We start from the raw sequence: 21647 nt of genomic DNA, 5'->3' as shown, positions 1-21647 counted from the left end.
CGTCGACGGACGCCGAGGAGGCCGCAGCCGCTGCGGCAGCCTCGGCTGAAGCGCCCTCGACAGGCATGATGGACGGGCCCAGCCCCGAGGTCCGCGACATGGCCAAGGAGAAAGCCGAGGCGACCAACCTGCGGCCCAACTGATCCAGAACTGAAAAGGGCGGGCCCGTCACCCGGACCCGCCCCTTATCGTCTCATTCGACCCTAAAGATCAGGCGGCGCTGTCCGGCGTCGCCGACTTCTTGGACTTGGTCTCGGCATAGATCAGCAGAGGCTGGGCCTTGCCCTCGATCACCTCGGCATTGACCACGACCTCTTCGACGCCCTCGAAGGTCGGCAGTTCGAACATGGTCTCCAGCAGGATGCCTTCCAGGATCGAACGCAGGCCGCGCGCGCCGGTCTTGCGGGTGATCGCCTTCTTGGCCACGGCAATCAGGGCGTCGTCGGTGAAGGTCAGATCGACATTCTCCATCTCGAACAGACGCTTGTACTGTTTCACCAGGGCGTTCTTCGGCTCGGTCAGGATGGTGACCAGCGCCGCCTCGTCCAGGTCTTCCAGCGTCGCCAGGACAGGCAGACGGCCGATGAACTCCGGGATCAGGCCGAACCGCATCAGGTCGTCAGGCTCGACCTGTTTCAGCACATCGCCCATGCGGCGCTCGTCGACTTCCTTGACCTTGGCGCCGAAGCCGATCGAGGCCCCCTCACCGCGCGCGGAGATGACCTTCTCCAGGCCCGCGAACGCACCGCCGACGATGAACAGGATGTTGGCCGTATCCACTTGCAGGAACTCCTGCTGCGGATGCTTGCGGCCACCCTGCGGCGGCACCGACGCGACGGTGCCTTCCATGATCTTCAGCAGGGCCTGCTGCACGCCCTCGCCCGAGACGTCGCGGGTGATCGAGGGATTGTCCGACTTGCGCGAAATCTTGTCGATTTCGTCGATGTAGACGATGCCGCGCTGGGCCCGCTCGACGTTATAGTCGGACGCCTGCAGCAGCTTCAGGATGATGTTCTCGACGTCCTCGCCCACATAACCGGCTTCGGTCAGGGTCGTGGCGTCGGCCATGGTGAAGGGCACGTCGATGATGCGCGCCAAGGTCTGGGCCAGCAGCGTCTTGCCCGAGCCCGTCGGCCCGATCAGCATGATGTTGGACTTGGCCAGTTCCACGTCGTTGTTCTTCGTCGCGTGGTTCAGGCGTTTGTAGTGGTTGTGGACCGCGACGCTCAGCACCTTCTTGGCGTGGGTCTGACCGATCACATAGTCGTCCAGGACGTCGCGAATTTCCTTGGGCGTGGGCACGCCGTCCTTGGTCTTGGAGAAGGAAATCTTGTGCTCTTCGCGGATGATATCCATGCACAGTTCGACGCATTCATCACAGATGAACACGGTCGGCCCGGCGATGAGCTTGCGCACCTCGTGCTGGCTCTTCCCGCAGAAGGAGCAGTAGAGGGTGCTTTTGGCATCTGTGCCGGCGGCTTTGGTCATCGGGCCTTCTCACTCCCGCGGTTCACCCCGATATGAGGCGAAACGCGCTTACCTCGCGTTGATTCCCCGACAATGGGCGCGAAGGTCTTCAAAAAATGACAATCACTCATACGGACGCTCGCCACAAGCCCGCCCAAGCGGGACAGATGCGGATAGCGAGCGGAACACTGTTCATGAGGATCGCGGCGAATGTCTGACATGGGGATAGCGGACGGGTTTCGCCAGCAGCCCCGCAAGGACCAGGCCATCGTCGCCTTCGACTTCGACGGCACCCTGACCGTGCGCGACAGCTTCACCGCCTTCCTGCGCTGGCGGGCGGGCCGTCGCGGCTGGGCCCTGGGCCTGGTGAAGCTGGCTCCGGCAGTCGCGGTCTATGCCAAGGACCGCGACCGGGGACGGATCAAGGCCGCCTCGGTGAAACAGTTTCTGAAGGGCGTGTCCCGCGCCGAACTGGAGGCGGATGCGGAGGAATTCGCCGCTGATGTCTGGGCCAAATTCATGCGTCCGGACGCCCTGGCCTGCTGGAACGACTGGGGCGCACGTGGTGCTCATCGCGTAATCGTGACCGCCTCCCCCGGCCTGACCGTCGCCCCGTTCGCGCGTCGCCTCGGGGCGGAAGGACTTCTGGGCACCCATCTGGACTTCGACGCCCAGGACCGCCTGACCGGGCGATTCACCAGCCCCAACTGTCGGGGCGAGGAGAAGGTGCTGCGCCTGCGCACCGCCTATGGCCACGCCATGACCCTTACCGCCGCCTATGGCGACACCTCGGGCGACACCGAAATGCTGGCTATGGCAGACCAACCCGGGTTCCGGGTGTTCACGGAGCGGCCCTAGTTCCCGTCCGCATCCACGTCGAACACCACGGCCTTGCCGCGCGAGGTGGGATCCCAGCCCGCGGCCATGGCTGACTTCACGGCGTTGCGGACGCTTTCGACGTTGATCCGCTGGCTCTCGAAGATCGGCCGGCCGTTGGGGCGCAGCGGCATCGGAAACTGCACCACCGCCTCGCGCTTGAAGCCTTGTAGACGCAGCGACAGGGCGATCCCGTCCCAGCCCCCCACCGCCGTGGGCTGCGGCTGACGCCGGACCTCCCAGTCATAGGTTTCGCCGTCGACCTCGACCGTGCCGTGGGTGTCGCGTGTGTGCTGCATGACGGCCTGATAGCACAAAAGAAAAGAGGCGCACCGATCGTGGCGCGCCTCCCTGACCCCTATCGGTGTCGAATGGTCGTCAGACCGTCTTCACACCGTCGCTGTCGGCCTGTTCGCGGCGGTCGTAGACGTGGTCGACGATGCCCCAGGCCTTGGCTTCCTCGGCGCTCATGAAGTGGTCGCGGTCCAGGGTCTTTTCGACCTCTTCATAGGTCCGGCCCGTGTGGTGGACATATATCTCGTTCAGGCGGCGCTTGGTGTAGCGGATGTCGGCGGCGTGCAGTTCGATGTCCGAGGCCTGGCCCCGGAAACCGCCCGACGGCTGGTGCACCATGATCCGCGCGTTCGGAAGGGCCACCCGCTGACCGGCGGCGCCGGCCGTCAGGATCAGCGAGCCAGCGGACGCCGCCATGCCCATGACCACGGTCGAGACCGGGCTCTTGATGTATTGCATGGTGTCGTAGATCGCGAGCGCCGAGGACACCTGTCCGCCGGGGCTGTTGATATACATGCTGATTTCCTTCTTCGGGTTCTCCGATTCCAGGAACAGCAGCTGGGCGCAGATCAGCGACGCCATCGTGTCCTCGAACGGCCCCGTCAGGAAGATGATCCGCTCGCGCAGCAGGCGCGAGAAGATGTCGAAGGACCGTTCCCCCCGGCTGGACTGCTCCACCACCATGGGGACCAGGTTCATGTTCATCACTTCGATCGGATCGCGCATTTCGGGCTTTCTGGATGGATACGGAGCCGACTCGCCGTCGGCGTCCCTCTGGATCAGGATATCGCGTCGCTCACCGCCTGATGCAAGTCACCCCGGAAAAGCAAATCCCCGCTCCGGCGACCGGAGCGGGGATCATGCAGTCACAGGCGCGACGACGATCAGATGTCGTCGTCTTCCTTCAGCAGTTCTTCCTTGGTGATCGGCGTATCGGTCACCTCGGCCTGGTCGAAGATCAGGTCGCAGACCTTCTCCTCATAGATGGGAGCGCGCATCTGGGCGGCGGCGTTGGGATTCTGGCGATAGAAGTCCAGCACCTGACGCTCCTGACCCGGATAGTTGCGGGCCTCGTTCATGATGGCGTTGTTCAGCTCCTGGTCGGTGACCTGGACGTTGTTGGCGCGGCCGATCTCGGCCAGCACCAGACCCAGGCGCACGCGGCGCTCGGCGATCTTCTGGTACTCTTCCTTCAGCTTCTTCTCGGACTTCTTGGCGTCCTCCTCGGGCAGGCGACCGGCTTCCTTGTCGGCCTGCACCTGTTGCCAGATACCCTCGAACTCGGCCTCGACCATCTTGGGCGGCAGCGGGAAGCTGTGGGCCTTGTCCAGCTCGTCCAGCAGGGCGCGCTTCAGCTTGAAGCGGGCGGCTCCGACATACTGCTGGTCCAGATTGGTCTTCAGCAGCTCCTTCAGCTTGTCCAGCGATTCGATGCCGATGCGCTTGGCGAAGTCCTCATCGACCACGGCGGGGGCCTCGGCCTTGATGGCCTTGACCTTGACGTCGAAGGTCACGGCCTTACCGGCCAGGTGCTTGGCCTGATAGTCCTCGGGGAAGGTCACGTTCAGGACCTTCTCCTCGCCGACCTTGGCACCCTTCAGCTGCTCTTCGAAGCCGGGGATGAAGCGGTTGGACCCGATTACCAGCTGGGTGTCCTCGGCCGCACCGCCCTCGAAAGGTTCGCCGTCCAGCTTGCCCAGGAAGTCGATGGTGACCTCGTCGCCCTCGGCGGCCTTCACGGCCTTGCCCTTCTTGTCCTCATACGACTTGGCCTGGCCGGCCAGTTCGGTCAGCGCCTCATCCAGATCGGCGTCGGTCGCCTCATAGGTCGGGCGGTTCAGCTTCAGGGTCTTGGGATCGACCGGCGTGAAGTCGGGCATGACTTCCAGCGCCATCTCGTAGGACAGGTCCTCCTGACCGGCGACGACCTTGTCCATGTCCGAGATCAGCTTCATCTCGGCCGGGGCGGCGGGACGCAGCTTGGCGTCGTCCAGGGCCTGCTGGCTGGTCTGGTTCAGGGTGTCGTTGATGATCTCGCCCATGAAGTCGCGGCCAAAGGTCTTCTTGACGTGCGCGACCGGCACCTTGCCGGGACGAAAGCCCTTCAGCTTCATCTGCGGCGCGACTTCCTTCAGCTTGGCATCCAGCTTGCTGTTCAGCTCGGCGGCGGGAACGGTCACCGCGATGACGCGGCTCAGGCCTTCATTGGACTTTTCGACGACTTGCATGGTCGGACTTCTGACGCTCTGTGGCGGCACCACGGTGGCGGCGCGCGCGATGGGGATAAAGCAATAAGGGCCGCCCCTTGCAGAGCGGCACCTCGAAGCCCGCCCTTATGTCGATGCCCGGCCCAAAGGTCAACGCGCGAGCGCTCCGGACTGGCCACCATCATCAAGCACCGCTATCTCCGGAGCATGACCCAGCCCCCTGCCCCCATCGGCGTGTTCGTGACGCCCGTGACGCCGCTGCAGCAGAACTGCACCACCGTCTGGTGCACGGCCACGAACAAGGCCGCCGTGATCGACCCCGGTGGGTCGGTTGACGCGATCATTGCCGAGATCGCGCGGCGTGGCCTGATACTGGATCAGATCTGGATCACCCACGGCCACCTGGACCACGCCGGCGGAGCCGCCGAGATGCAGGAGAAGGCCGGTGTCGACATCATCGGCCCGCATCCCGAGGACCAGTTCTGGATTGACGGCATCCCGGCCCAGGGTCAGGCTTACGGCCTGCCGGAGGCTCGCAGCTTCACCCCGACCCGCTGGCTGGGCGAGGGCGACACGGTGACGCTGGGCGAAACAACGTGGGAGGTCCGCCACTGCCCCGGCCACACGCCTGGCCATGTGATCTTCTTCAACCGGGGCGCACGTTTCGCCCAGGTCGGCGATGTACTGTTCGCCGGATCAGTCGGGCGGACCGATTTTCCACGCAGCGATCCGAACGCCCTGCTGCAGTCCATCGTCACCAAGCTTTGGCCATTGGGCGACGACGTGCAGTTCGTCCCGGGACACGGCCCGGCCTCGACCTTCGGGGCCGAACGCCGAACCAATCCGTTTGTATCAGACGCCGCGATGCAGCGCGCGCCGATCGCACGCCCTGCATCCGGCCCGTCCTGACGGCGTCGTCTAACGCGACAGCAGCAGGCCAATGATCACGCCGACGCCCAGCGCAATGACGCTGGACTTCACCGGCTCGTCCTCGATGGCACTACGGACACGAACGACACGCGTGCGACTCCAGTCTGCGGCCGCCTGGGCATCCTCGCGCACCGCGCGGCGCAACGGCTGGGGCGAGCCGAACGTCTTGTCCTCGCCCGATCGCAGCAAGGCGTCGGCCTGACGGTCTAGGCGGGCGGCAGGCGTCTCCAGATCGTCGTCGGCGATGTCGGTGCCATAGGGGTTTGCGGTCGTGTCGGTCATGGGATCGTCCTCGGTCAGGGCGGAATGGGGACTGGTTCAATCCGCCCGCTGCCCGCCAGTTCCGCCCTCCGCAGTCGATCGGGATGAACAACGACCGTCCCGATCCGTTCTTCTCCGGCAAGGAGACCGTCATGACCTTTATCGAACCCACACCGCCCGGAACGCCCCAACCCGACATCCTTCCGCCGGACACGCCAAGCCCCGACATCGACCCGTCCAGCACCCCCGACGAGCTTCCGCCGCTGGAACCCGGCGGCGGGGGCGAAGGCGACTCGCGGCCTCACGACGCCGTCTGACATCCGGGCACCTTTCGACCCGTAACCCTCTCAAATCCGTGACGTCGCAGCCGGAACCGGACCTTGGACAGAGGGTTCTTTCACCGACCGTTACCGTTTCTCGAAAGGATCAACCGATGGCTCAAGGCCAGCCGACAAAAGCCTCCGGGGTTTCAAAGCGAGGCTTCGCCTCCATGGACCCCGAACGTCAGCGCGAGATCGCCCGCAAGGGTGGTGCCAGCGTGCCCAGCGAAAAACGCAGCTTCTCCCAGGATCGCAGCCTCGCCGCTCAAGCCGGTCGCAAGGGCGGCGAAGCCTCTCACGGTACGCGCAATCCAAAGGACGCGCCGCCCGCGGAATAGGCGAATCGCGAACAACACGAAATTAGGCGGCACCCGATCCGGGGCCGCCTTTTTTCATGCCATACGTCAGGTGCCCAGCAGGGCCAGGGCCACCGACGGCGCTTCGCCGGTTTCGAACGCCGTGACCCTCCAGCCGGCCGCCGTGGCCAGTTCGCGAACCGTGTGCTCGGTGAACTTGCGCGAACTTTCGGTGTGGATCGTCTCGCCATCGACGAAGGACGCGCGCGTGCCGCCGATGGTCACCTCCATGTCGCGGGTGGCGACCAGATGCATCTCCATCCGCTGCGCCTCCGCATTCCAGCGCGCCTCATGTGCGAAGGCGTCCACATCGAAATCGGCTTCGAGTTCGGCATTGGCCCGCACCAGCAGATTGCGGTTGAACGCCGCCGTCACCCCAGCCGCGTCGTCATAGGCGGCGATCAGAACCTCCGGTGCCTTCACCAGATCGACCCCAAGGATGAACAGCGCGTCAGGACCCAGCAGGCTGCGCGCCGATTTCAGGAAGGCGATCGCCTCGTCCCGCTCCAGATTGCCGATCGTCGAGCCGGGGAAGAAGCCGATCCGTCGACCCGACCCGATGCCCTCAGGCAGGGGCGGCATGTGCAGGAAGTCGCCGACCAGAGGCACGACCTTCAGGTCGGGATAGCCCTCGCTGATGCGTGCGACCGCGCCGTTCAACGCATCGGCGCTGATATCGATCGGCACATAGGCCGCCAGTCCCTGAGCGGCGTCCAGGACGATCCGCGTCTTCTCGCTGGCCCCCGAGCCGAACTCGACCAGAACCGCATCAGGCCCGAACAGGTTGGCCCATTTCGGTGCCACCGTGCGCAACAGCGCCGCCTCCTGCCGCGTCGGATAGTATTCCGGCAGGCGGGTGATGTCCTCGAACAGGTCCGAGCCACGCGCGTCATAGAACCATTTGGGCGAGGCGACCTTGGGCGACTGCGACAGGCCTGCGATCAGGTCGCGCCGGAACCGGGCCACCTCTCCGTCCCGCGTTTTCGCCTCTGCCTGTCTGGGCGCGTCCTCGGCCAGTCGAAGTCCCATGAAGGCCCACCTTTGTTGCGGATAGAAGAAGTTGCGATAGGTGACCCGATCATGGCCCGACGGCGTCGCAAAGCTTGAGCCCCGCAACACCATCTGATTGGCCATGAACTTGCCATTGTACTCCGAGGCCGTGCCTTCGGTCGGCTGAAAACCCGGATAGGGTCCATAGGCGCTGGACGTCCACTGCCAGACCTCGCCGAACGCATTCGAAAAGGCCTCGGGCCGCGAGCGCACGGCGTGTTCCCATTCACCCTCGGTCGGCAGACGCTTCCCGGCCCAGCGCGCATAGGCGTCGGCCTCATAGAGGCTGATGTGTCGAACTGAAGCCTCTGGATCCACCGCGACCCGCCCCGTCAGGGACATCACCGACCAACCATCGCCGTCGCGGTGCCAGTAAAGCGGGGCTTCCCAGCCCTCGGCCTTCACGGCTGCCCAGCCGTCGGACAACCACAGCTCGGCCCGGCCATACCCACCGTCCTCGATGAACCGCAGCCAGTCACCATTGGTCACCAGATCCGCCGCCAGACGATACGGCTCCAGCCACTGTCGGTGCGACGGCCCTTCGTTGTCGAAGGCAAAACCCCGGGCATCATGCCCGATCCGGCAAAGCCCACCCTCGAATGCGACCGTGCCGCCCCGCGCCGCCTCCAGCGTCCGCTCGCGCGGCTCCGCGGCATAGGCCGCCGGTTCCAGCGGCGAACGCGACATCAGGTTCAGGATATCCATCAGGAACAGCTCCTGATGCTGCTGATCATGATGAAAGCCCAGGGTCAGCAAATAGACCTGGTTCGCGTCCAGTTCGGTCCGTTCCAGCCAGTCGATCATCCGCCGGTCGATCTCGGCCCGGTAGGCCAGCACCTCAGCCAGCGACGGCCGGGTCATCAGCCCGCGTTCGAAACGGTTCACCCGCTCGCCCAGCGCCTCGTAATAGCTGTTGAACAGGGCCTGCAGCCGGGCATCCACCGGCACATATCCCGGTTCCTGGCTCAGCAGCATCGCCTCGAAGAACCAGCTGGTATGCGCCAGATGCCATTTGCCAGGGCTGCAGTCCGGCATGGACTGGGCCGCCAGATCTTCTGCGGACAGCCCCTCGGCCAGCGCCGGCATGGCCGCGCGTACCGCCTTGTAGCGGTCCACCCACCCCGACGTCGGCGTGGTCGCATAGGCCGCTGATGTCATACGCGCTTGCCCCTTGGGCTGCCGAAAGTTGCGGCAGTCAATCGGTGAACGAGGATGGCCACCCTTTGTTCCTGCGAGATAGTCAGCCTTTTGCCGCAGGCAAGCCCATTACAGCGTCGCGATCGCCGCGATCAGTTCGTCCACGGCCCCCTCTTCGCTGGCCCAGGAGCAGACGAACCGCACCGAGCCGTCGTCGAACATATAGCAGGCCCAGCCCAGCGCATTCAGCTGTGCGTGCGCTTCGGGCGGCATCCGCACGAAGACCGCATTGGCCTCGACCGGATGGGCCAGCACGAAGGATGACCGGCTCTCGATCCCATCGGCCAGTCTTTGCGCCATCCGGTTGGCATGGGCGGCACCCGTCTCCCACTCCCCGCTTTCCAGCAGACCCAGAAAGGGTGCCGCCAGAAACCGCGCCTTGGACGCCGTCTGTCCCGCCTGCTTCAGCCGGTTGTCGATCCTCCGAGCCAGAGACTTGTCGAACATGACGATGGCCTCCGTGCAGTTGGCCCCCGCCTTGGCTCCGCCGAACACCAGGATATCGACACCGAGACGCGCGATCTGCGGCAGGTCGAACCCGCCCACCGCCGCATTGGCCAGCCGCGCCCCGTCCATATGCACCCCGAACCCACGCAGCTTCGCCGGCTCGATCAGATGCCGCAGTTCCTCCTCGGAATAGACCGCGCCATATTCCGTGCACTGGGTCACGCTCAGCGCCGCCGCCGGCTGACGATGGCCGACGACCGGTTCGTCCAAGGCCGCCTGAACCGCCACGGGATCGATCTTTCCCGAAAATCCAGGCAGGCCGATCAGGCCCACGCCATGGCCGAAAAACCCCGGTGCCCCCGTCTCGTCCGTACAGATATGCGCTGCATGGTGCGCCAGCACGGCCTCGTACGGCTGGGCCAGCATCGACAGGGCGATGGCATTGGCCGCCGTGCCCGAAAACACGAACCTCACCTCGGCATCCGCATCCAGCCGTTGACGGATCTGATCCGCGGCCCGCTGCGTGATCTCGTCGGAGCCGTAGGCCTTCGCATGGCCCGCATTGCCCTCAGCCAGCGCCTTCAGCGCCGAGGGGGCCATGCCCGCCGTATTGTCCGAGCCGAAGTCGTACCGCATGGCTCAGGCCTCTCCGCTGTCCTGATGGGCGTCGCCGGGGCTGGCATGGCCGTCGGGCCGGTCCGTCGTCGCGTCGCGCACAGCCAGAATGGTCATGGCGGCCTCGGCATCGCCGTAAGGCACGGCGACCTGATGCGGGAACGGGATTTCGATGCTGGCGGCGTCCAGCGCCTCCTTGGCCGCCTGAAACACGTCGGCCTTGGTCTGCCAGTAGTCCTCCGACTTGGTCCAGGCATGCAGGCTGACCTCGACCGAACTGTCCAGCAGATTGGTCACCCCGGCCCAGGGCGCAGGGTCGGCCAGTACATGTTCATGCGCCGCCGCCGCCGCCGTCAGGACGTCACGCGCGTGGCTGAGGTTGGCCCCATAGCCGACACCGATCTTCAGTTCGATCCGTCGTGTCTGCTGGCCCGACAGGTTCAGCATGGTGTCGGAGAAGACCTTGCTGTTGGGCACCACGATCTTGACGTTGTTGGCGTCCGACATCTGGGTGAAAAACAGGTCCAGCCGCGTCACCTTGCCGACATTGCCATTGATGTCGATCAGATCGCCGACGCGATACGGCCTCAGCACCAGCAGCATCACCCCCGCCGCCACATTGGACAGCGTCCCCTGCAGGGCCAGGCCGACCGCCAGGGACGCCGCCCCCAGCACCGCGATGATCGAGGTCGTCTGCACCCCCAGCCGCTGCAACACGGCGATGAAGCCGATCACATAGACCAGGACCCGCACCACCTGCACGGCAAAGCTTAGCACCGTCGGATCGTGCCGGAACCCTCGCAGACGCCCCAGGGCCTTCCGCGTAGCGCGCGCCGCCCATTTCGCGGCGACCACCGTCGCGGCCAGAATCAGCAGGGCGACGGACAGATTGATCGCAAAGTCGCCCGCCATGTCAGTCAGCTTGGCGATCATGGCGGTATCGACAGCGACAGCCTTCTCGCCGGCGGCGACGGCCTGGGTCACGGTTTCGGTCAGGGATGTAGACAGCATGCGGCGGGTTTAACGCCTGTCTCGCGGATTAGAACCCCGAACCTGCCCGGCGTGGCGCGCTTTCCGTCTCGACCAGCGCCGCATTGATGGCCGCGACCAGCACCGGCAGTTCGATCGGCTTGGGCACGACCGACGTCATGCCTGCCGCCAGACATTCGGCCACCTGATGGTCCATGGCATTGCCGGTCAGGCCGATGATCGGCACCTCGACCCCCGCCCACCCTGCGTCGCCCCGGCGGATGGCCCGCGTGGCCTCCAGCCCATCCATCACAGGCATCTGGACATCCATCAGGATCAGGTGGAACGGGCGCAGGCCCAGCGCCTCGATCGCCTGGCGACCGTTCTCAACCAGATGCGGCTGAGCCCCCAGATGCTCCAGAAGGCTGCGGATCACCGTCCGGTTCGTCTCATTGTCCTCGGCCACAAGGACAGAAAAGCTGTCCAGCGCATCGTTGACAGGTTGCGCGTTCTGAGCCGGGGTCGCCTCAGCCGCTTCGGCAGGCACGGTCAGTCGGAAGACGCTGCCCCGCCCCATCACGCTCTCGGCCTCCAGCCGACCCTTCATCAGCTCCGCCAGCTGGCGACAGATGGCCAGACCCAGACCTGATCCCTCATGCGCCCGCCGGTGCGAGCCGTCGGCCTGTTCGAAGGGGCTGAAGATTCGCGACAGATCCTCCGGCGCAATGCCCGGTCCGGTGTCCCGAACCTCGAACACCAGTTGGCCGTCCTGAAGCGCGACCGACAGATGCACACTGCCGTCCGCCGTGAACTTGATGGCATTGCCCACCAGATTGTCGATGACCTGACGCAGCCGGACCGGGTCGCCGCGAAAGCCGCCCGCCACCTCCGGCCCGGCCGAAGACGTCAGAGACAGCCCCTTCAACCCGGCCGAGGCGGCAAAGGTGCTGACGCTGTCGGCCGCGATCTGGGCGGGATGGACGACGCCGTCCGTCAGCTCCAGCCGTCCGGCCTCGATCCGGGACAGGTCCAGCACGGCATTCAGCGTGCCCAGCAGCGTCTCCCCCGACCGGCGGATCACCTCGACCCGCTCGCGCTGCGTCTTGTCCAGCGGGTTCATGGCCATCAGCTGCGTCATGCCCAGTATGCCGTTCAGCGGCGTGCGCACCTCATGGCTCATGGTCGCCAGGAAGGTCGACTTGGCCTGCGACGCCGCGTCGGCGGCGACCCGCGCGGCCCTCAGCTCGTCGATCAGCCGGGTATTCTCGGCGCAGGACTCGCTCCAGGCGCTCCAGACCTCGCCGGCCTGTCGCCCGATCACCACCAGTATTCCGACCAGCAGCAGCATCGAGCCCACCAGCGCAGGCCCCGCCGCGGTCAGGACATAGGGCCAGAACGCCACGCCTACCGCGACCAGCGGCGGCATGACCGCGGTGATGTACAGGCGCGGCACGGCATTGAACTGGGCCATGGCCACACAGATCGACCAGGCTTGCAGCATCATGACGACAGCCATCAGCGCCGGGCTGTGGGCCGTGACCGAGGCTGCGATCGAACCGGCGACGCCCAGGCTGAACCTCAGGGCGACGATCGGCATCAGGCCCTGAATGCCTCGACGCGGATCGACGGCTCCCGCACGCCACAGGCGACGCAGTCGTCGCTGGATCACCATGTCCGCGAGGGCACCAATCCCGCTCGTCACAAGCGCAATCTGCCAGAAGCCCAGCAAGGCCAGCACCAGCCCCCCGGCCGCCCAGGCTCCGAACAGAAGCCAGGGCTCGGTGATCATGGTCGCCAGGGTGATGCGATAGCGATCCGGCATGTCGACGCCCAGCCGGAGCGGCGGCGGTTTGGCCAGAAAGGACAGATCGGGCACTCTCAACACCTGCAGTCAACGCTCCAATCCTGATTTCCGATAGCCCACCTCGTGTTTCAGGCCCACTAAGCAAGTTGGTTACCGGATCAGTCTTCCACCGCTGCGCTCCAGCGACTCCAGCAGGTTCATGACATCGGCCTGGGTATTGGCCTCCCGCGCCGGCTTGTCCCAGCGGATGCGGCTGACGCGCGGAAACCGCATGGCCACGCCCGACTTGTGCCGCGTCGACCGGTTCAGCCCCTCGAAGGCGATTTCCAGTACCAGGCCGAAATCCGGCTCGGCCTTGACCGACCGAACCGGGCCGAACCGATCGACCGTGTTGTCACGCACGAACTTGTCGATCTGCTTCAGCTCCTCGTCGGTGAAGCCGAAATAGGCCTTGCCGACCGGGGTCAGCGTCCCCTCCTCTGTCCAGACGCCGAAGGTGTAATCGGAATAGAAGCTGGAGCGTTTGCCGTGCCCGCGCTGGGCGTACATCAGCACTGCGTCGATCACATGCGGATCGCGCTTCCATTTGAACCACGGCCCCTTGGGTCTTCCGCCGACATAGACGCTATCTTTGCGTTTGAGCATCAGCCCCTCGGCCGCCGCCCCGACCGGCGGATCGAGCCGCAACGGCACCAGCGCCTCCCAGTCTTCGAATTCCACCAAGGGCGACAGATGCAGCGTCCCCGCCCCGTTTCGCGCCACCAAGGCTTCCAGCCGGGGCCGACGCTCGGCCAGGGTCAGGCCGCGCACGTCCTCCCCCTCTTCGGCCAGCAGGTCATAGGCCACGATGGCGGCCGGGAACTTTTCCAGCATGGCCGCATCCGCCGTCTTGCGGTTCAGCCGCTGCTGCAGATCGCCGAACGCCGCGACCTGGCCCCCTCCTTCAGGATTGGCTCGCCAGACCACCAGCTCCCCGTCGATGGCCCCTTCGAAGGACAGCCCGGCCATCACATCGGGAAAGGCGGCGGATATCTCGTCGCCCGTCCGGGAATACAGCTTCTGCACGCCCTGCTCGCGCACCGCCTGCACGCGGATGCCGTCCCATTTCCATTCCGCGACATAGTCGGCGGGGTTCAGCCGCTCGAAATCCACGGTCTCGTCGATGGCAACCGACAGCATGACCGGTCGGAACCGCCCCGGCGCATCGCCGCTGGGCCGCTCGCTGCGCCCCTCCAGCCAGGCGAATAGATCGTCATAGGGCGGGCTGAGCGCGTGCCAGATTTCCTCGATGTCGGATGCCGTCACCGGCTCCAGCGCCACGCTGCCCTCCCCGCCCTCAGGAGCAGGCGGCGCATCCACCTCAGTCGGTCGCATCATCGCCACCGCCGTCTTGGCCAACCGGGCCGACAGCCCGACCCGCAACGCGCCGGTCATCAGTTTCAACAGCGCCCAGCGCCCCTTGGGCTCCAGCGCATCCAGCCACCCCTCCAGCAGCGGCCGCACCTCGGTTCGTGATGCCTGACGCAATGCCTCGACGACCTCCGAAAGCTCCGGCTCGCGATTGGGCCGGTGTGCGGGATCGACCGGCCAGATCAGCGCCACCGTCTCGGCCAGGTCGCCGACATAGTCATAGGACCAGCCGAACAGCACCGGATCGACCCGCGCCTCCGTCGCCTTGCGGATCATAGCCGGCTTGGCGGCATCGAACGTCAGATCGCCGGTCAGGGCCGCCAATGCCCAGCCCCGATCCGGATCCGGCGTCGCCCTCAGATAGTCGCGCACCAGCACCAGCTTGGCGTTGCGCGATGCCGTCAGCGACAGACGGTCCAGAAGTTCGGCAAAGGCGCGCATGCGGTTCCGTTCGGCGGCAGATGAGCACCAAACGCGAAAACGCCCCGGAAGTCTCCTTCCGGGGCGCAGTCTCGGTCGCGGTCGGCCTTAGTTGAACAGGCCGGCGATCACGGCGGTGATCAGACCCGTCGCGACGGCGGTCAGAACGACGTCATTGCCGCTGCGGACATAGTGGTAGCCACGGGGCGGCTGACGCAGGCCATAGCGGCCGTAGTCGTTCACCACATAAGCGTTGGTGCGGTAATACGAAGGCATCCGCTGGCCATAAGACCACTGGCGAGCCGCATAGCCGCGCGGGGCGACGTAGCGGGGCGCATTGTAACGGCGCTGGGCCTGCTGCCAGCGGGCGTACTGGCGCTGGTCCTGACGGAACTCCTGACGGTCCTGGCGTTGGTCCTGACGGAATTCACGGCGGTCCTGGCGGTCGTCACGACGGTCTTCGCGTTGCTCGCGACGGTCCTGACGGTCGTTGCGGGACTGGGCGTCGGCGGCGGTGGCGACGCCCATGGTCGAGCCGGCGATCACGGCAGCCAGCGTAGCGGTGAGGATCTTGTTCATGGTGGGCTCCTTAGGCGGTCGAACCATTTCGACTTGAGCCCACCTTGCGCCACCGCCTCTGAGGCCCGCCTGAACGACCCGGCTCAGGCCCCGTTCATGCGGCGACCGAGATCTCGCCGCTATCTTCCAGGCGGCGCACGCTCGCCCTGCCCCCGCCGACCTGGTTCATCACGCGCGCCAGGGCGGCGAAGTCGATGGGCTTGTTCAGATAGGCGTCTGCGCCCGCATCCAGCCCGGCCTGATGGTCCTCGCGCCGCGCCGAGGCTGACAGCACCACGATCGGCGTTTCGGCGTTGGGACCGGCCGTATCGCGTATGGCCCGCGTTGCCGTCAAACCGTCCATGACCGGCATGTTGACGTCCATGACGATCAGATCGAACCGCTCGCGACCGGCCACCTCGACGGCAATCTGACCGTTCTCAGCGGTGGATGACACATGCCCGGCAGACCCCATCCAGGCCTCCAGGATCATGCGATTGACCGGATGATCCTCGACGATCAGGACATTCAGGGCACCGCCGCCCTCGACATTGGCGTGGATCGGCTCCGCCGCCGTTTCCGTCGTCCAGGCGACCACCTGGGCCTCGACGGTAAATGTGAAGGTCGAACCCTTGCCCAGGGTCGATTCCACATGGATGTCGCCGTGCATGATGTTGGCCATACGCTTGGCGATGGTCAGGCCCAGACCCGTGCCACCGAACCGGCGCGTCGACGACGCATCGACCTGGGTGAAAGGCTGGAACAGGCGCTCCAGATCGGCCGGCGCAATGCCCGCTCCGGAATCGGTCACGGAGAAGTCGAACCGCACGCGGTCGTCCGACAGCCGCGTGCACTTGGCCAGGAAGACGACTTCGCCCGCATCGGTGAACTTGACGGCATTGGACAACAGATTGTGCAGGACCTGGCAGACCCGCAGCGGGTCGCCGCGCACGATGGCCGGCACCTCGCCCTCGAACCGCGACACGAACGTGAGACCCTTGGCCTCGGCCTGGGCCTGGAACGGACCGGCGGCCCGGCGGTGCATATCGTCGCTGTGGACATCCACGACCTCGAAGGTCATCCGACCCGCCTCGATCTTGGTCATGTCCAGAATGTCGTTCAGCAGGCTTAGCAGGTTGTCGCCCGAGTTTCGGATGATCGACAGATATTCCCTCTGGCTGGTCTCCAGCCGGGTCGAGGCCAGCAGCTGGGCCGCGCCCAGCACGCCGTTCATCGGCGTCCGCAGCTCGTGCGAGATCACGCCCAGGAAGTTGGACTTGGCGTCGCTGGCCGCATTGGCCCTGTCCCGCGCGGCCTCCAGCTCCTCGATCAGATGCGCCTGATGCTCCTGGAAGGCCGTGATGCGGTCCTCGCGCAGCATGGTCATGGTCACCAGAACGAACAGGCCCGCGGCCGTGAACGGCACCACGGCCAGAAAAGCCCAGAACAAGGATGACCCCCACAGCGAGGCGAGGATGATCAGGGCCGCGACACCATAGGGCGACGAGATGACCAAGGCCTGGCGCGGCGAACTGCGAAGCTGGGCGAACACCAGCACATAGCCGGAAATCAGAAGCGCCATGGCCAGGGGATGGCCGAAGGGATGGCCCGAGAACCAGGCCATCAGCGGTGCCACGGCCCAGGCCGCCGTCGTCGCCGTCGCCACAAGCGGGAAGACCATGCCCCACCCGGATCCGACGCGTGAACTGACGCCCTTTTCGACCTGACCGCGCAAGGCACCCGCCGCGACCGTTCCCAGGAACCAAATCAGGGCGTTGACGCCGCCCACGACGGGCAACAGGCCGACCGCCCAGCTGGCGATGATCAGATAGCGCAAATACTGGGTCTGCAGGATGGCGCGCAGGGCCTGTGCGGCTTCGCCCGGGCGCTGTTCGCCCGCCAGCGCCTTGCCGATCCCGTCCGATTCGACCATTGCCCGTCCCACAGTCACCCAACCCCAACCGTCAGGCTACGAACAACCTTCTAAGACGGGGTGAACGGCGTAATCTGGACGCGGGCAGATGGCAACGCGGGGCTTTAGCGCGTTGTCGCAGCATCCTCGCAGGGCGTCAGGGCCTTGATCGACAGGGCATGCACCGGCCCGGCCAGTTCATCGCGCAACAGGCCATTGATCGTCCGCTGACGCTGCACCCGCGCCTGGCCTTCGAAGGCAGACGACACGACCGTCAGATTGAAGTGGCTCTCCCCGCCCGGCTGGGCGTCCATGCCACCTTCGTGATGGTGGCCGGCGTGGCGCGCGCTGTCATCCTCCAGCTCCAGGCGGCTCGGCGACAGGGCTGCGGTCAGTTTTTCGCGCATAATCGTCGCAATCGGGCCGTCCGGCATGGTCTTGTCCTTGTTGAAGTCCAAATCGGCCCTACACTTCGTGCGATGCCGAACGACTTTCAATACAAGCCCCGCTTCACCGACATGCGGATCAAGCCGCCCCGCCCCGAAGAGGAGGCGGCCAAGGCCGATGTCCTGCACCTGAAGCCTGGCCAGAAGCCCTGCCAGTGGCCCGACTGCCGTCAGGCCGCCACGGCGCGCGCGCCCAAGTCGCGCGAGCGACTGAACGACTTCTACGAATTCTGTCAGAAGCACGCGGGCGAGTACAACAAGGGCTGGAACTTCTACGCCGGCATGAGCGAGGACGAAATCCGCGCCGCCAAGGAGAACGAGGCCATGACCGGCGGTCGCCCGACCTGGGAGATGAAGGCCGGAGCCAATACGCGCGAGGCCGCCGCCGATGCCGTGCGGCGCGGCAAGCTGAAGGCCGATCCCGGCAACTGGCGCGACAGCTTCGGCCTGTTCGGCCGCCGTACCCAGGAACAGGCCTCGCCCGCCGGTGAGGACACCCTGCGCCTCGGCAAGCTGGAACGCGCCGCCCTCGCCGCACTCGATCTGGACGCCCGCACCGACAAGGCCAGGGTCAAGGCCCGCTATCACGAACTGCTGAAACGCTTCCACCCCGACCTGAACCAGGGCGACCGCGGTGCCGAGATGAAGCTTCAGAACGTCATCAAGGCCTACAAGACGCTGAAGAAGGCCGGGCTGGCGGCCTAGCATTGGGCCGGGTCGTGCCTAGCTAAGGAGCCCCAACACAGGAGCTCTCCCATGGACGTTCTCTACACAGCCCACGCCTCCGCCATCGGCGGTGGCCGCGACGGTCGCAGCCGCACGGACGACGGCAAGATCGACGTCAGCCTGTCGGTGCCCAAGGCCATGGGCGGCGACGACGGCCCCGGCACCAATCCCGAACAGTTGTTCGCCACCGGCTATGCCGCCTGCTTCCTGGGCGCGCTGCGTCTGGTGTCCAAGGAGGCCGGCACGCCGGTCGGCCCGGACACCCAGGTCGAGGCCTCGGTCGGATTCGGCAAGAACACCAGGGGCGAAGGCTTCAACCTGGACGTCGCCCTGAAGGTCACCGACACCGGCCTGGATCAGGCGACGGCCCAGAAGCTGGTCGAGCGCGCCCATCAGGTCTGCCCCTATTCCAACGCCACCCGTGGCGGCGTCGACGTTCGCGTCAGCGCGGAATAAATCCCTGCGGCACCGCGCGCATGTTGAGCCTCGCGCGCGGTGCCTCTAGGAGGAGGCATGACCTCCCTGCTCGACGCCACCCCCGATCCCCTGCTGACGCTTGAACCCGCCCGCCACGCCAGCGTGCGCGAGATCTTCGGCGTCGACAGCGACATGACCGTGCCTGTCTTCGCCGAGCGCGACAGCCATGTGCCGGAAATCGACGACAGCTATCGCTTCGACCCCCAGACCACCCTGGCCATCTGCGCGGGCTTCAGCTTCGACCGCCGGGTGATGGTCCAGGGCTATCACGGCACCGGCAAATCGACTCATATCGAACAGGTCGCCGCCCGCCTGAACTGGCCCCTGGTGCGCGTGAACCTGGACAGCCACGTCAGCCGCATCGACCTGGTCGGCAAGGACGCCATCGTCCTCAAGGACGGCAAACAGATCACCGAGTTCCGCGAGGGCATGCTGCCCTGGGCCATCCAGCGCCCGATCGCGCTGGTGTTCGACGAATACGACGCCGGCCGCCCCGATGTGATGTTCGTGATCCAGCGCGTGCTGGAGGCTCAGGGCCGCCTGACCCTGCTGGACCAGAACCGCGTGATCCGGCCCAACCCCTTCTTCCGCCTGTTCGCCACGACCAACACCATCGGCCTGGGCGACACCTCGGGCCTGTATCACGGGACCCAGCAGATCAATCAGGGCCAGATGGACCGCTGGAACATCGTCACCACCCTGAACTACCTCGACCACGACGTTGAGGCCGAGATCGTCGCCGCCAAGGTCCCCGAATGGTCCGACGCCGAAGGCAAGCGCAAGATCGCCGCCATGGTCCGCGTCGCCGACATGACCCGCAACGCCTTCATGAACGGCGACATCTCCACCGTCATGAGCCCCCGCACAGTCATCACCTGGGCCCAGAACGCCATCATCTTCAACGGCGACGTGGGGTTGGCCTTCCGCCTGACCTTCCTGAACAAGTGCGACGAACTGGAACGCCCGACCATCGCGGAGTTCTATCAACGGGCGTTCGGTGAGGACCTGCCGGAAGCGGCGACACGGGTGAAGGTGGGTTAGTCGACGCTCGTAATCGAGATGTCTGGATAGTAAACAGCAATGGGATTGTCGCTTCCATCCGGGTTCTCAAGAGCACTCCGAATCTGGTTCGCGATCTCTGAGCGATACGTTTCTAGCTTGGGCACCAGCTTATAGATGCTGGAATTGTCGATAAATATCGTCCTCATCTGGCTGATATCGAACGGCGGCTTATCCCCTATTTGAGAGATTTGAACTACCGGCTTTTTGAGCATGTGACGAACGGCGAGTTCATAGAATACATTTGGATTATGCATAGAAAGATCGGCCACAACTATTCGGGCTTTTCTAATGTATTCGAAAACTTGTTTTGTGATTGTTCCAGGCCGATCGATCTTATCCGCCCGCACTACTGTCAAACCCAGAGAGTCAACGGCGGGTTCGACGATGGAGCCGAGGAACAAGTCCGCATGCTCTCGAATTGGACTTCCCTCATCGCCGATCGGGGTGATGTAGAAGCACATAGTCTCGAAATTCGCCTTCTCTGCCGTGATGAGGCTTCCCTGCGAAACGGCCTGTCCGGTGGGTAACGAAGGCGCAGCAACAGTTCTGCTGGCGAACTGATCTACAGCGTGGTCAATTTCAAGAATGCGCTCCGCACCGGAAAGCGTCTGTATAAGGCCGACGTTTTCTAGATTGACGATAAACCGATCGACCGCCTCGGATAAAAATACGTCTGGGACTTCAGCTTCGCGCGCGGCGTCTATCAACACAGAGTTAGCGGGCCGTTTTAGGCCCCGTGTCTTTTCATATAGGGCCCTAAAGGCGGGAATGCTGTCGATCGCCAGCCGGATACGAATCCTGGCACGTTCCCTAGCGTTGGTTGCTTCGCTGAAGATCGCGATGGCATCGGCGGTCAATTCGAGAGCTTCGGCTTGGTACCCGCCTTTTGTCAGGCCATATTTGCCAGCATTGGTGATAATCTCCCGACTAGCGCTGCTCTCTGGCGATTTACCTAGCTCGTTGAAAAGCGTCAGCCTTCGAACTGGCTGGCCAGAACCAACGTCGTAGATAGCCTTCGCGAATGCCTCAGCCTCTGCAAAAGAGCAGGACGGGAACGGACGGTTTTCACGAGAGCGGCGCTTGGGCTGGGCCTCACTCTTGGAGGGGTCGGGCTTGGTGGCGGCCAATCAAATCTCCTCAGGATCAACACTCAAGCTAACACGGTTCGTTCGACTTGCAATCATTTGTTCGCGTTACGTTCGCAGCGCTCCTGCCCCATTCCGCCAAGCCCCCGCCGACAAGTTCCGCGCCGTCTCCCGCACCCCCTCCGGCCAACCTTTCACCGCCGCGTCGAATGCCGTCCAGTCCCCCGCGAACAGCATTCGCGTCGCCTCTTCATAGCCCGGCATATCCCCGGCCATTGTGGTGATGAAGCGATACGTCGCCTCCTTCGCCCGGCGCGCCCGGTCCGGCCCCTCCGCCTCCCGCAACGCGCCCTCGACCAGCTTGCGCAGGGCCACGGAGGCACCGCCGGGCTGGGCGGACAGCCAGTCCCAGTGGCGGGGCAGCAAAGTGACTTCGCGCGGTGTGACGCCCAGTTTCGGCCGGCCCGGCCCGCGCCTTTCCGCCTCGGGTACCGGGGTCAGCCGCGCGACCACATCCTCGACCGCGCCGCGCAGGTCCAGATCGATGACCCGGCCCGTCACGGCATCAAAGGTCAACACCCCCTCTCCCGCATCGGCGGCCATCTTCACAGCGGGCACGACATCGGACGCAGGCCCTCTCGCCAGCAGGCGGTCCCCGGTGAAGGCGAAGACAGGAAAATCAGCAGTAAGGGTCATGGTCAGGCCTCAGATTGAGGTGAGATATTTATCCGGGTAGAATACCCGCGTCAATATTACCC

At 65.1% G+C, this 21647-nt stretch carries 22 protein-coding genes; 7 read left to right on the top strand and 15 right to left on the bottom strand.

What is annotated here, in order from left to right; genetic code table 11:
• Positions 1 to 210: 210 nt before the first annotated feature.
• Positions 211 to 1488 carry an ATP-dependent Clp protease ATP-binding subunit ClpX gene (clpX, locus tag JHC81_RS05620; protein WP_292171804.1) on the bottom strand — a complete coding sequence of 426 codons (1278 nt, stop codon included), beginning with the start codon at positions 1486 to 1488 and terminating at the stop codon, positions 211 to 213.
• Positions 1489 to 1677: 189 nt separating this feature from the next.
• Between clpX and JHC81_RS05615 the strand changes: the two genes are divergently transcribed.
• Positions 1678 to 2325 (top strand): HAD-IB family hydrolase, encoded by a 648-nt coding sequence (locus JHC81_RS05615; RefSeq protein WP_292171801.1) that lies wholly within the window; start codon positions 1678 to 1680, stop codon positions 2323 to 2325.
• On the opposite strand, the gene JHC81_RS05610 is transcribed toward JHC81_RS05615, so the two are convergent.
• From JHC81_RS05610 to tig, 3 genes are all read right to left on the bottom strand, one after another.
• Positions 2322 to 2642 (bottom strand): hypothetical protein, encoded by a 321-nt coding sequence (locus JHC81_RS05610; RefSeq protein ID WP_292171799.1) that lies wholly within the window; start codon positions 2640 to 2642, stop codon positions 2322 to 2324. The two genes, JHC81_RS05615 and JHC81_RS05610, sit on opposite strands and share 4 nt — an antisense overlap.
• Before the next feature lie 79 nt (positions 2643 to 2721).
• Positions 2722 to 3363, bottom strand: coding sequence for an ATP-dependent Clp protease proteolytic subunit (locus tag JHC81_RS05605; RefSeq protein ID WP_292171797.1), 642 nt, complete (start codon positions 3361 to 3363; stop codon positions 2722 to 2724).
• 158 nt (positions 3364 to 3521) lie between these two features.
• On the bottom strand, positions 3522 to 4865 hold the full coding sequence (gene tig / locus JHC81_RS05600) for a trigger factor (protein ID WP_292171795.1): 1344 nt from the start codon (positions 4863 to 4865) through the stop codon (positions 3522 to 3524).
• Between the two features lie 186 nt (positions 4866 to 5051).
• Between tig and JHC81_RS05595 the strand changes: the two genes are divergently transcribed.
• Complete coding sequence (locus JHC81_RS05595; RefSeq protein WP_292171792.1) at positions 5052 to 5753, top strand: MBL fold metallo-hydrolase; 702 nt, start codon at positions 5052 to 5054, stop codon at positions 5751 to 5753.
• A gap of 9 nt (positions 5754 to 5762) precedes the next feature.
• Here the strand turns inward: JHC81_RS05595 and JHC81_RS05590 are convergent, their stop codons facing one another.
• Positions 5763 to 6056, bottom strand: coding sequence for a hypothetical protein (locus tag JHC81_RS05590; protein ID WP_292171789.1), 294 nt, complete (start codon positions 6054 to 6056; stop codon positions 5763 to 5765).
• A 131-nt stretch (positions 6057 to 6187) separates the two neighbouring features.
• Here JHC81_RS05590 and JHC81_RS05585 point away from each other — a divergent pair, with 131 nt between their 5' ends.
• Together JHC81_RS05585 and JHC81_RS05580 are read left to right on the top strand one after the other, a co-directional pair.
• Positions 6188 to 6352 (top strand): hypothetical protein, encoded by a 165-nt coding sequence (locus tag JHC81_RS05585; RefSeq protein WP_292171787.1) that lies wholly within the window; start codon positions 6188 to 6190, stop codon positions 6350 to 6352.
• A gap of 116 nt (positions 6353 to 6468) precedes the next feature.
• Positions 6469 to 6693: a general stress protein gene (locus JHC81_RS05580; RefSeq protein WP_292171786.1), complete on the top strand. Its 225-nt coding sequence runs from the start codon at positions 6469 to 6471 to the stop codon at positions 6691 to 6693.
• Positions 6694 to 6759: 66 nt separating this feature from the next.
• On the opposite strand, the gene egtB is transcribed toward JHC81_RS05580, so the two are convergent.
• From egtB to JHC81_RS05540, 8 genes are all read right to left on the bottom strand, one after another.
• Positions 6760 to 8919 carry an ergothioneine biosynthesis protein EgtB gene (gene egtB / locus JHC81_RS05575; RefSeq protein ID WP_292171783.1) on the bottom strand — a complete coding sequence of 720 codons (2160 nt, stop codon included), beginning with the start codon at positions 8917 to 8919 and terminating at the stop codon, positions 6760 to 6762.
• A 108-nt stretch (positions 8920 to 9027) separates the two neighbouring features.
• The gene (locus tag JHC81_RS05570) at positions 9028 to 10041 is read right to left on the bottom strand and encodes a beta-eliminating lyase-related protein (protein ID WP_292171780.1); all 1014 of its coding nucleotides are present in this window, start codon (positions 10039 to 10041) and stop codon (positions 9028 to 9030) included.
• Positions 10042 to 10044: 3 nt separating this feature from the next.
• A complete protein-coding gene (locus tag JHC81_RS05565; protein ID WP_292171777.1) occupies positions 10045 to 11031 on the bottom strand; it encodes a mechanosensitive ion channel family protein in 987 nt (328 codons plus the stop codon).
• Between the two features lie 28 nt (positions 11032 to 11059).
• On the bottom strand, positions 11060 to 12865 hold the full coding sequence (locus tag JHC81_RS05560) for an ATP-binding protein (protein ID WP_292171774.1): 1806 nt from the start codon (positions 12863 to 12865) through the stop codon (positions 11060 to 11062).
• Between the two features lie 78 nt (positions 12866 to 12943).
• Positions 12944 to 14644, bottom strand: a complete 1701-nt coding sequence (locus tag JHC81_RS05555; RefSeq protein ID WP_292171771.1) for a cisplatin damage response ATP-dependent DNA ligase — start codon at positions 14642 to 14644, stop codon at positions 12944 to 12946.
• An 87-nt stretch (positions 14645 to 14731) separates the two neighbouring features.
• Positions 14732 to 15202 carry an RcnB family protein gene (locus tag JHC81_RS05550; RefSeq protein ID WP_292171769.1) on the bottom strand — a complete coding sequence of 157 codons (471 nt, stop codon included), beginning with the start codon at positions 15200 to 15202 and terminating at the stop codon, positions 14732 to 14734.
• Positions 15203 to 15296: 94 nt separating this feature from the next.
• Positions 15297 to 17114, bottom strand: coding sequence for an ATP-binding protein (locus tag JHC81_RS05545; protein WP_292171765.1), 1818 nt, complete (start codon positions 17112 to 17114; stop codon positions 15297 to 15299).
• A 104-nt stretch (positions 17115 to 17218) separates the two neighbouring features.
• A complete protein-coding gene (locus JHC81_RS05540) occupies positions 17219 to 17527 on the bottom strand; it encodes a BolA family protein (RefSeq protein WP_292171762.1) in 309 nt (102 codons plus the stop codon).
• 45 nt (positions 17528 to 17572) lie between these two features.
• Between JHC81_RS05540 and JHC81_RS05535 the strand changes: the two genes are divergently transcribed.
• Genes JHC81_RS05535 through cobS form a run of 3 tightly spaced genes read left to right on the top strand, consistent with a single transcriptional unit; the run spans position 17573 to position 19783 of the window.
• Complete coding sequence (locus tag JHC81_RS05535; RefSeq protein WP_292171759.1) at positions 17573 to 18244, top strand: J domain-containing protein; 672 nt, start codon at positions 17573 to 17575, stop codon at positions 18242 to 18244.
• Between the two features lie 51 nt (positions 18245 to 18295).
• Positions 18296 to 18721 carry an organic hydroperoxide resistance protein gene (locus JHC81_RS05530; protein WP_292171756.1) on the top strand — a complete coding sequence of 142 codons (426 nt, stop codon included), beginning with the start codon at positions 18296 to 18298 and terminating at the stop codon, positions 18719 to 18721.
• 57 nt (positions 18722 to 18778) lie between these two features.
• Positions 18779 to 19783, top strand: a complete 1005-nt coding sequence (gene cobS / locus JHC81_RS05525) for a cobaltochelatase subunit CobS (protein WP_292171753.1) — start codon at positions 18779 to 18781, stop codon at positions 19781 to 19783.
• Here the strand turns inward: cobS and JHC81_RS05520 are convergent.
• Both JHC81_RS05520 and JHC81_RS05515 read right to left on the bottom strand, forming a co-directional pair.
• Positions 19780 to 20931 carry a hypothetical protein gene (locus tag JHC81_RS05520; protein ID WP_292171750.1) on the bottom strand — a complete coding sequence of 384 codons (1152 nt, stop codon included), beginning with the start codon at positions 20929 to 20931 and terminating at the stop codon, positions 19780 to 19782. The genes cobS and JHC81_RS05520 overlap by 4 nt on opposite strands.
• Before the next feature lie 66 nt (positions 20932 to 20997).
• Positions 20998 to 21585, bottom strand: a complete 588-nt coding sequence (locus tag JHC81_RS05515; RefSeq protein WP_292171748.1) for a DUF2239 family protein — start codon at positions 21583 to 21585, stop codon at positions 20998 to 21000.
• Positions 21586 to 21647 lie beyond the last annotated feature (62 nt).

The sequence above is a fragment of the Brevundimonas sp. genome, from assembly GCF_016463295.1.
Taxonomy (GTDB): Bacteria; Pseudomonadota; Alphaproteobacteria; order Caulobacterales; family Caulobacteraceae; genus Brevundimonas.
This window is presented reverse-complemented; position numbering and strand designations above follow the sequence as displayed.

Bases quoted from the DNA above. Each gene is read 5' to 3' on its own strand.
- JHC81_RS05570 (WP_292171780.1), bottom strand. From the start codon at position 10,041: ATGCGGTACGACTTCGGCTCGGACAATACGGCGGGCATGGCCCCCTCG.
- JHC81_RS05555 (WP_292171771.1), bottom strand. From the start codon at position 14,644: ATGCGCGCCTTTGCCGAACTTCTGGACCGTCTGTCGCTGACGGCATCG.
- JHC81_RS05535 (WP_292171759.1), top strand. From the start codon at position 17,573: ATGCCGAACGACTTTCAATACAAGCCCCGCTTCACCGACATGCGGATC.
- JHC81_RS05605 (WP_292171797.1), bottom strand. From the start codon at position 3,363: ATGCGCGATCCGATCGAAGTGATGAACATGAACCTGGTCCCCATGGTG.
- clpX (WP_292171804.1), bottom strand. From the start codon at position 1,488: ATGACCAAAGCCGCCGGCACAGATGCCAAAAGCACCCTCTACTGCTCC.
- JHC81_RS05585 (WP_292171787.1), top strand. From the start codon at position 6,188: ATGACCTTTATCGAACCCACACCGCCCGGAACGCCCCAACCCGACATC.
- tig (WP_292171795.1), bottom strand. From the start codon at position 4,865: ATGCAAGTCGTCGAAAAGTCCAATGAAGGCCTGAGCCGCGTCATCGCG.
- JHC81_RS05590 (WP_292171789.1), bottom strand. From the start codon at position 6,056: ATGACCGACACGACCGCAAACCCCTATGGCACCGACATCGCCGACGAC.
- JHC81_RS05595 (WP_292171792.1), top strand. From the start codon at position 5,052: ATGACCCAGCCCCCTGCCCCCATCGGCGTGTTCGTGACGCCCGTGACG.
- JHC81_RS05610 (WP_292171799.1), bottom strand. From the start codon at position 2,642: ATGCAGCACACACGCGACACCCACGGCACGGTCGAGGTCGACGGCGAA.
- JHC81_RS05540 (WP_292171762.1), bottom strand. From the start codon at position 17,527: ATGCCGGACGGCCCGATTGCGACGATTATGCGCGAAAAACTGACCGCA.
- cobS (WP_292171753.1), top strand. From the start codon at position 18,779: ATGACCTCCCTGCTCGACGCCACCCCCGATCCCCTGCTGACGCTTGAA.
- JHC81_RS05580 (WP_292171786.1), top strand. From the start codon at position 6,469: ATGGCTCAAGGCCAGCCGACAAAAGCCTCCGGGGTTTCAAAGCGAGGC.
- JHC81_RS05565 (WP_292171777.1), bottom strand. From the start codon at position 11,031: ATGCTGTCTACATCCCTGACCGAAACCGTGACCCAGGCCGTCGCCGCC.
- JHC81_RS05545 (WP_292171765.1), bottom strand. From the start codon at position 17,114: ATGGTCGAATCGGACGGGATCGGCAAGGCGCTGGCGGGCGAACAGCGC.
- JHC81_RS05550 (WP_292171769.1), bottom strand. From the start codon at position 15,202: ATGAACAAGATCCTCACCGCTACGCTGGCTGCCGTGATCGCCGGCTCG.
- JHC81_RS05515 (WP_292171748.1), bottom strand. From the start codon at position 21,585: ATGACCCTTACTGCTGATTTTCCTGTCTTCGCCTTCACCGGGGACCGC.
- JHC81_RS05530 (WP_292171756.1), top strand. From the start codon at position 18,296: ATGGACGTTCTCTACACAGCCCACGCCTCCGCCATCGGCGGTGGCCGC.
- JHC81_RS05615 (WP_292171801.1), top strand. From the start codon at position 1,678: ATGTCTGACATGGGGATAGCGGACGGGTTTCGCCAGCAGCCCCGCAAG.
- egtB (WP_292171783.1), bottom strand. From the start codon at position 8,919: ATGACATCAGCGGCCTATGCGACCACGCCGACGTCGGGGTGGGTGGAC.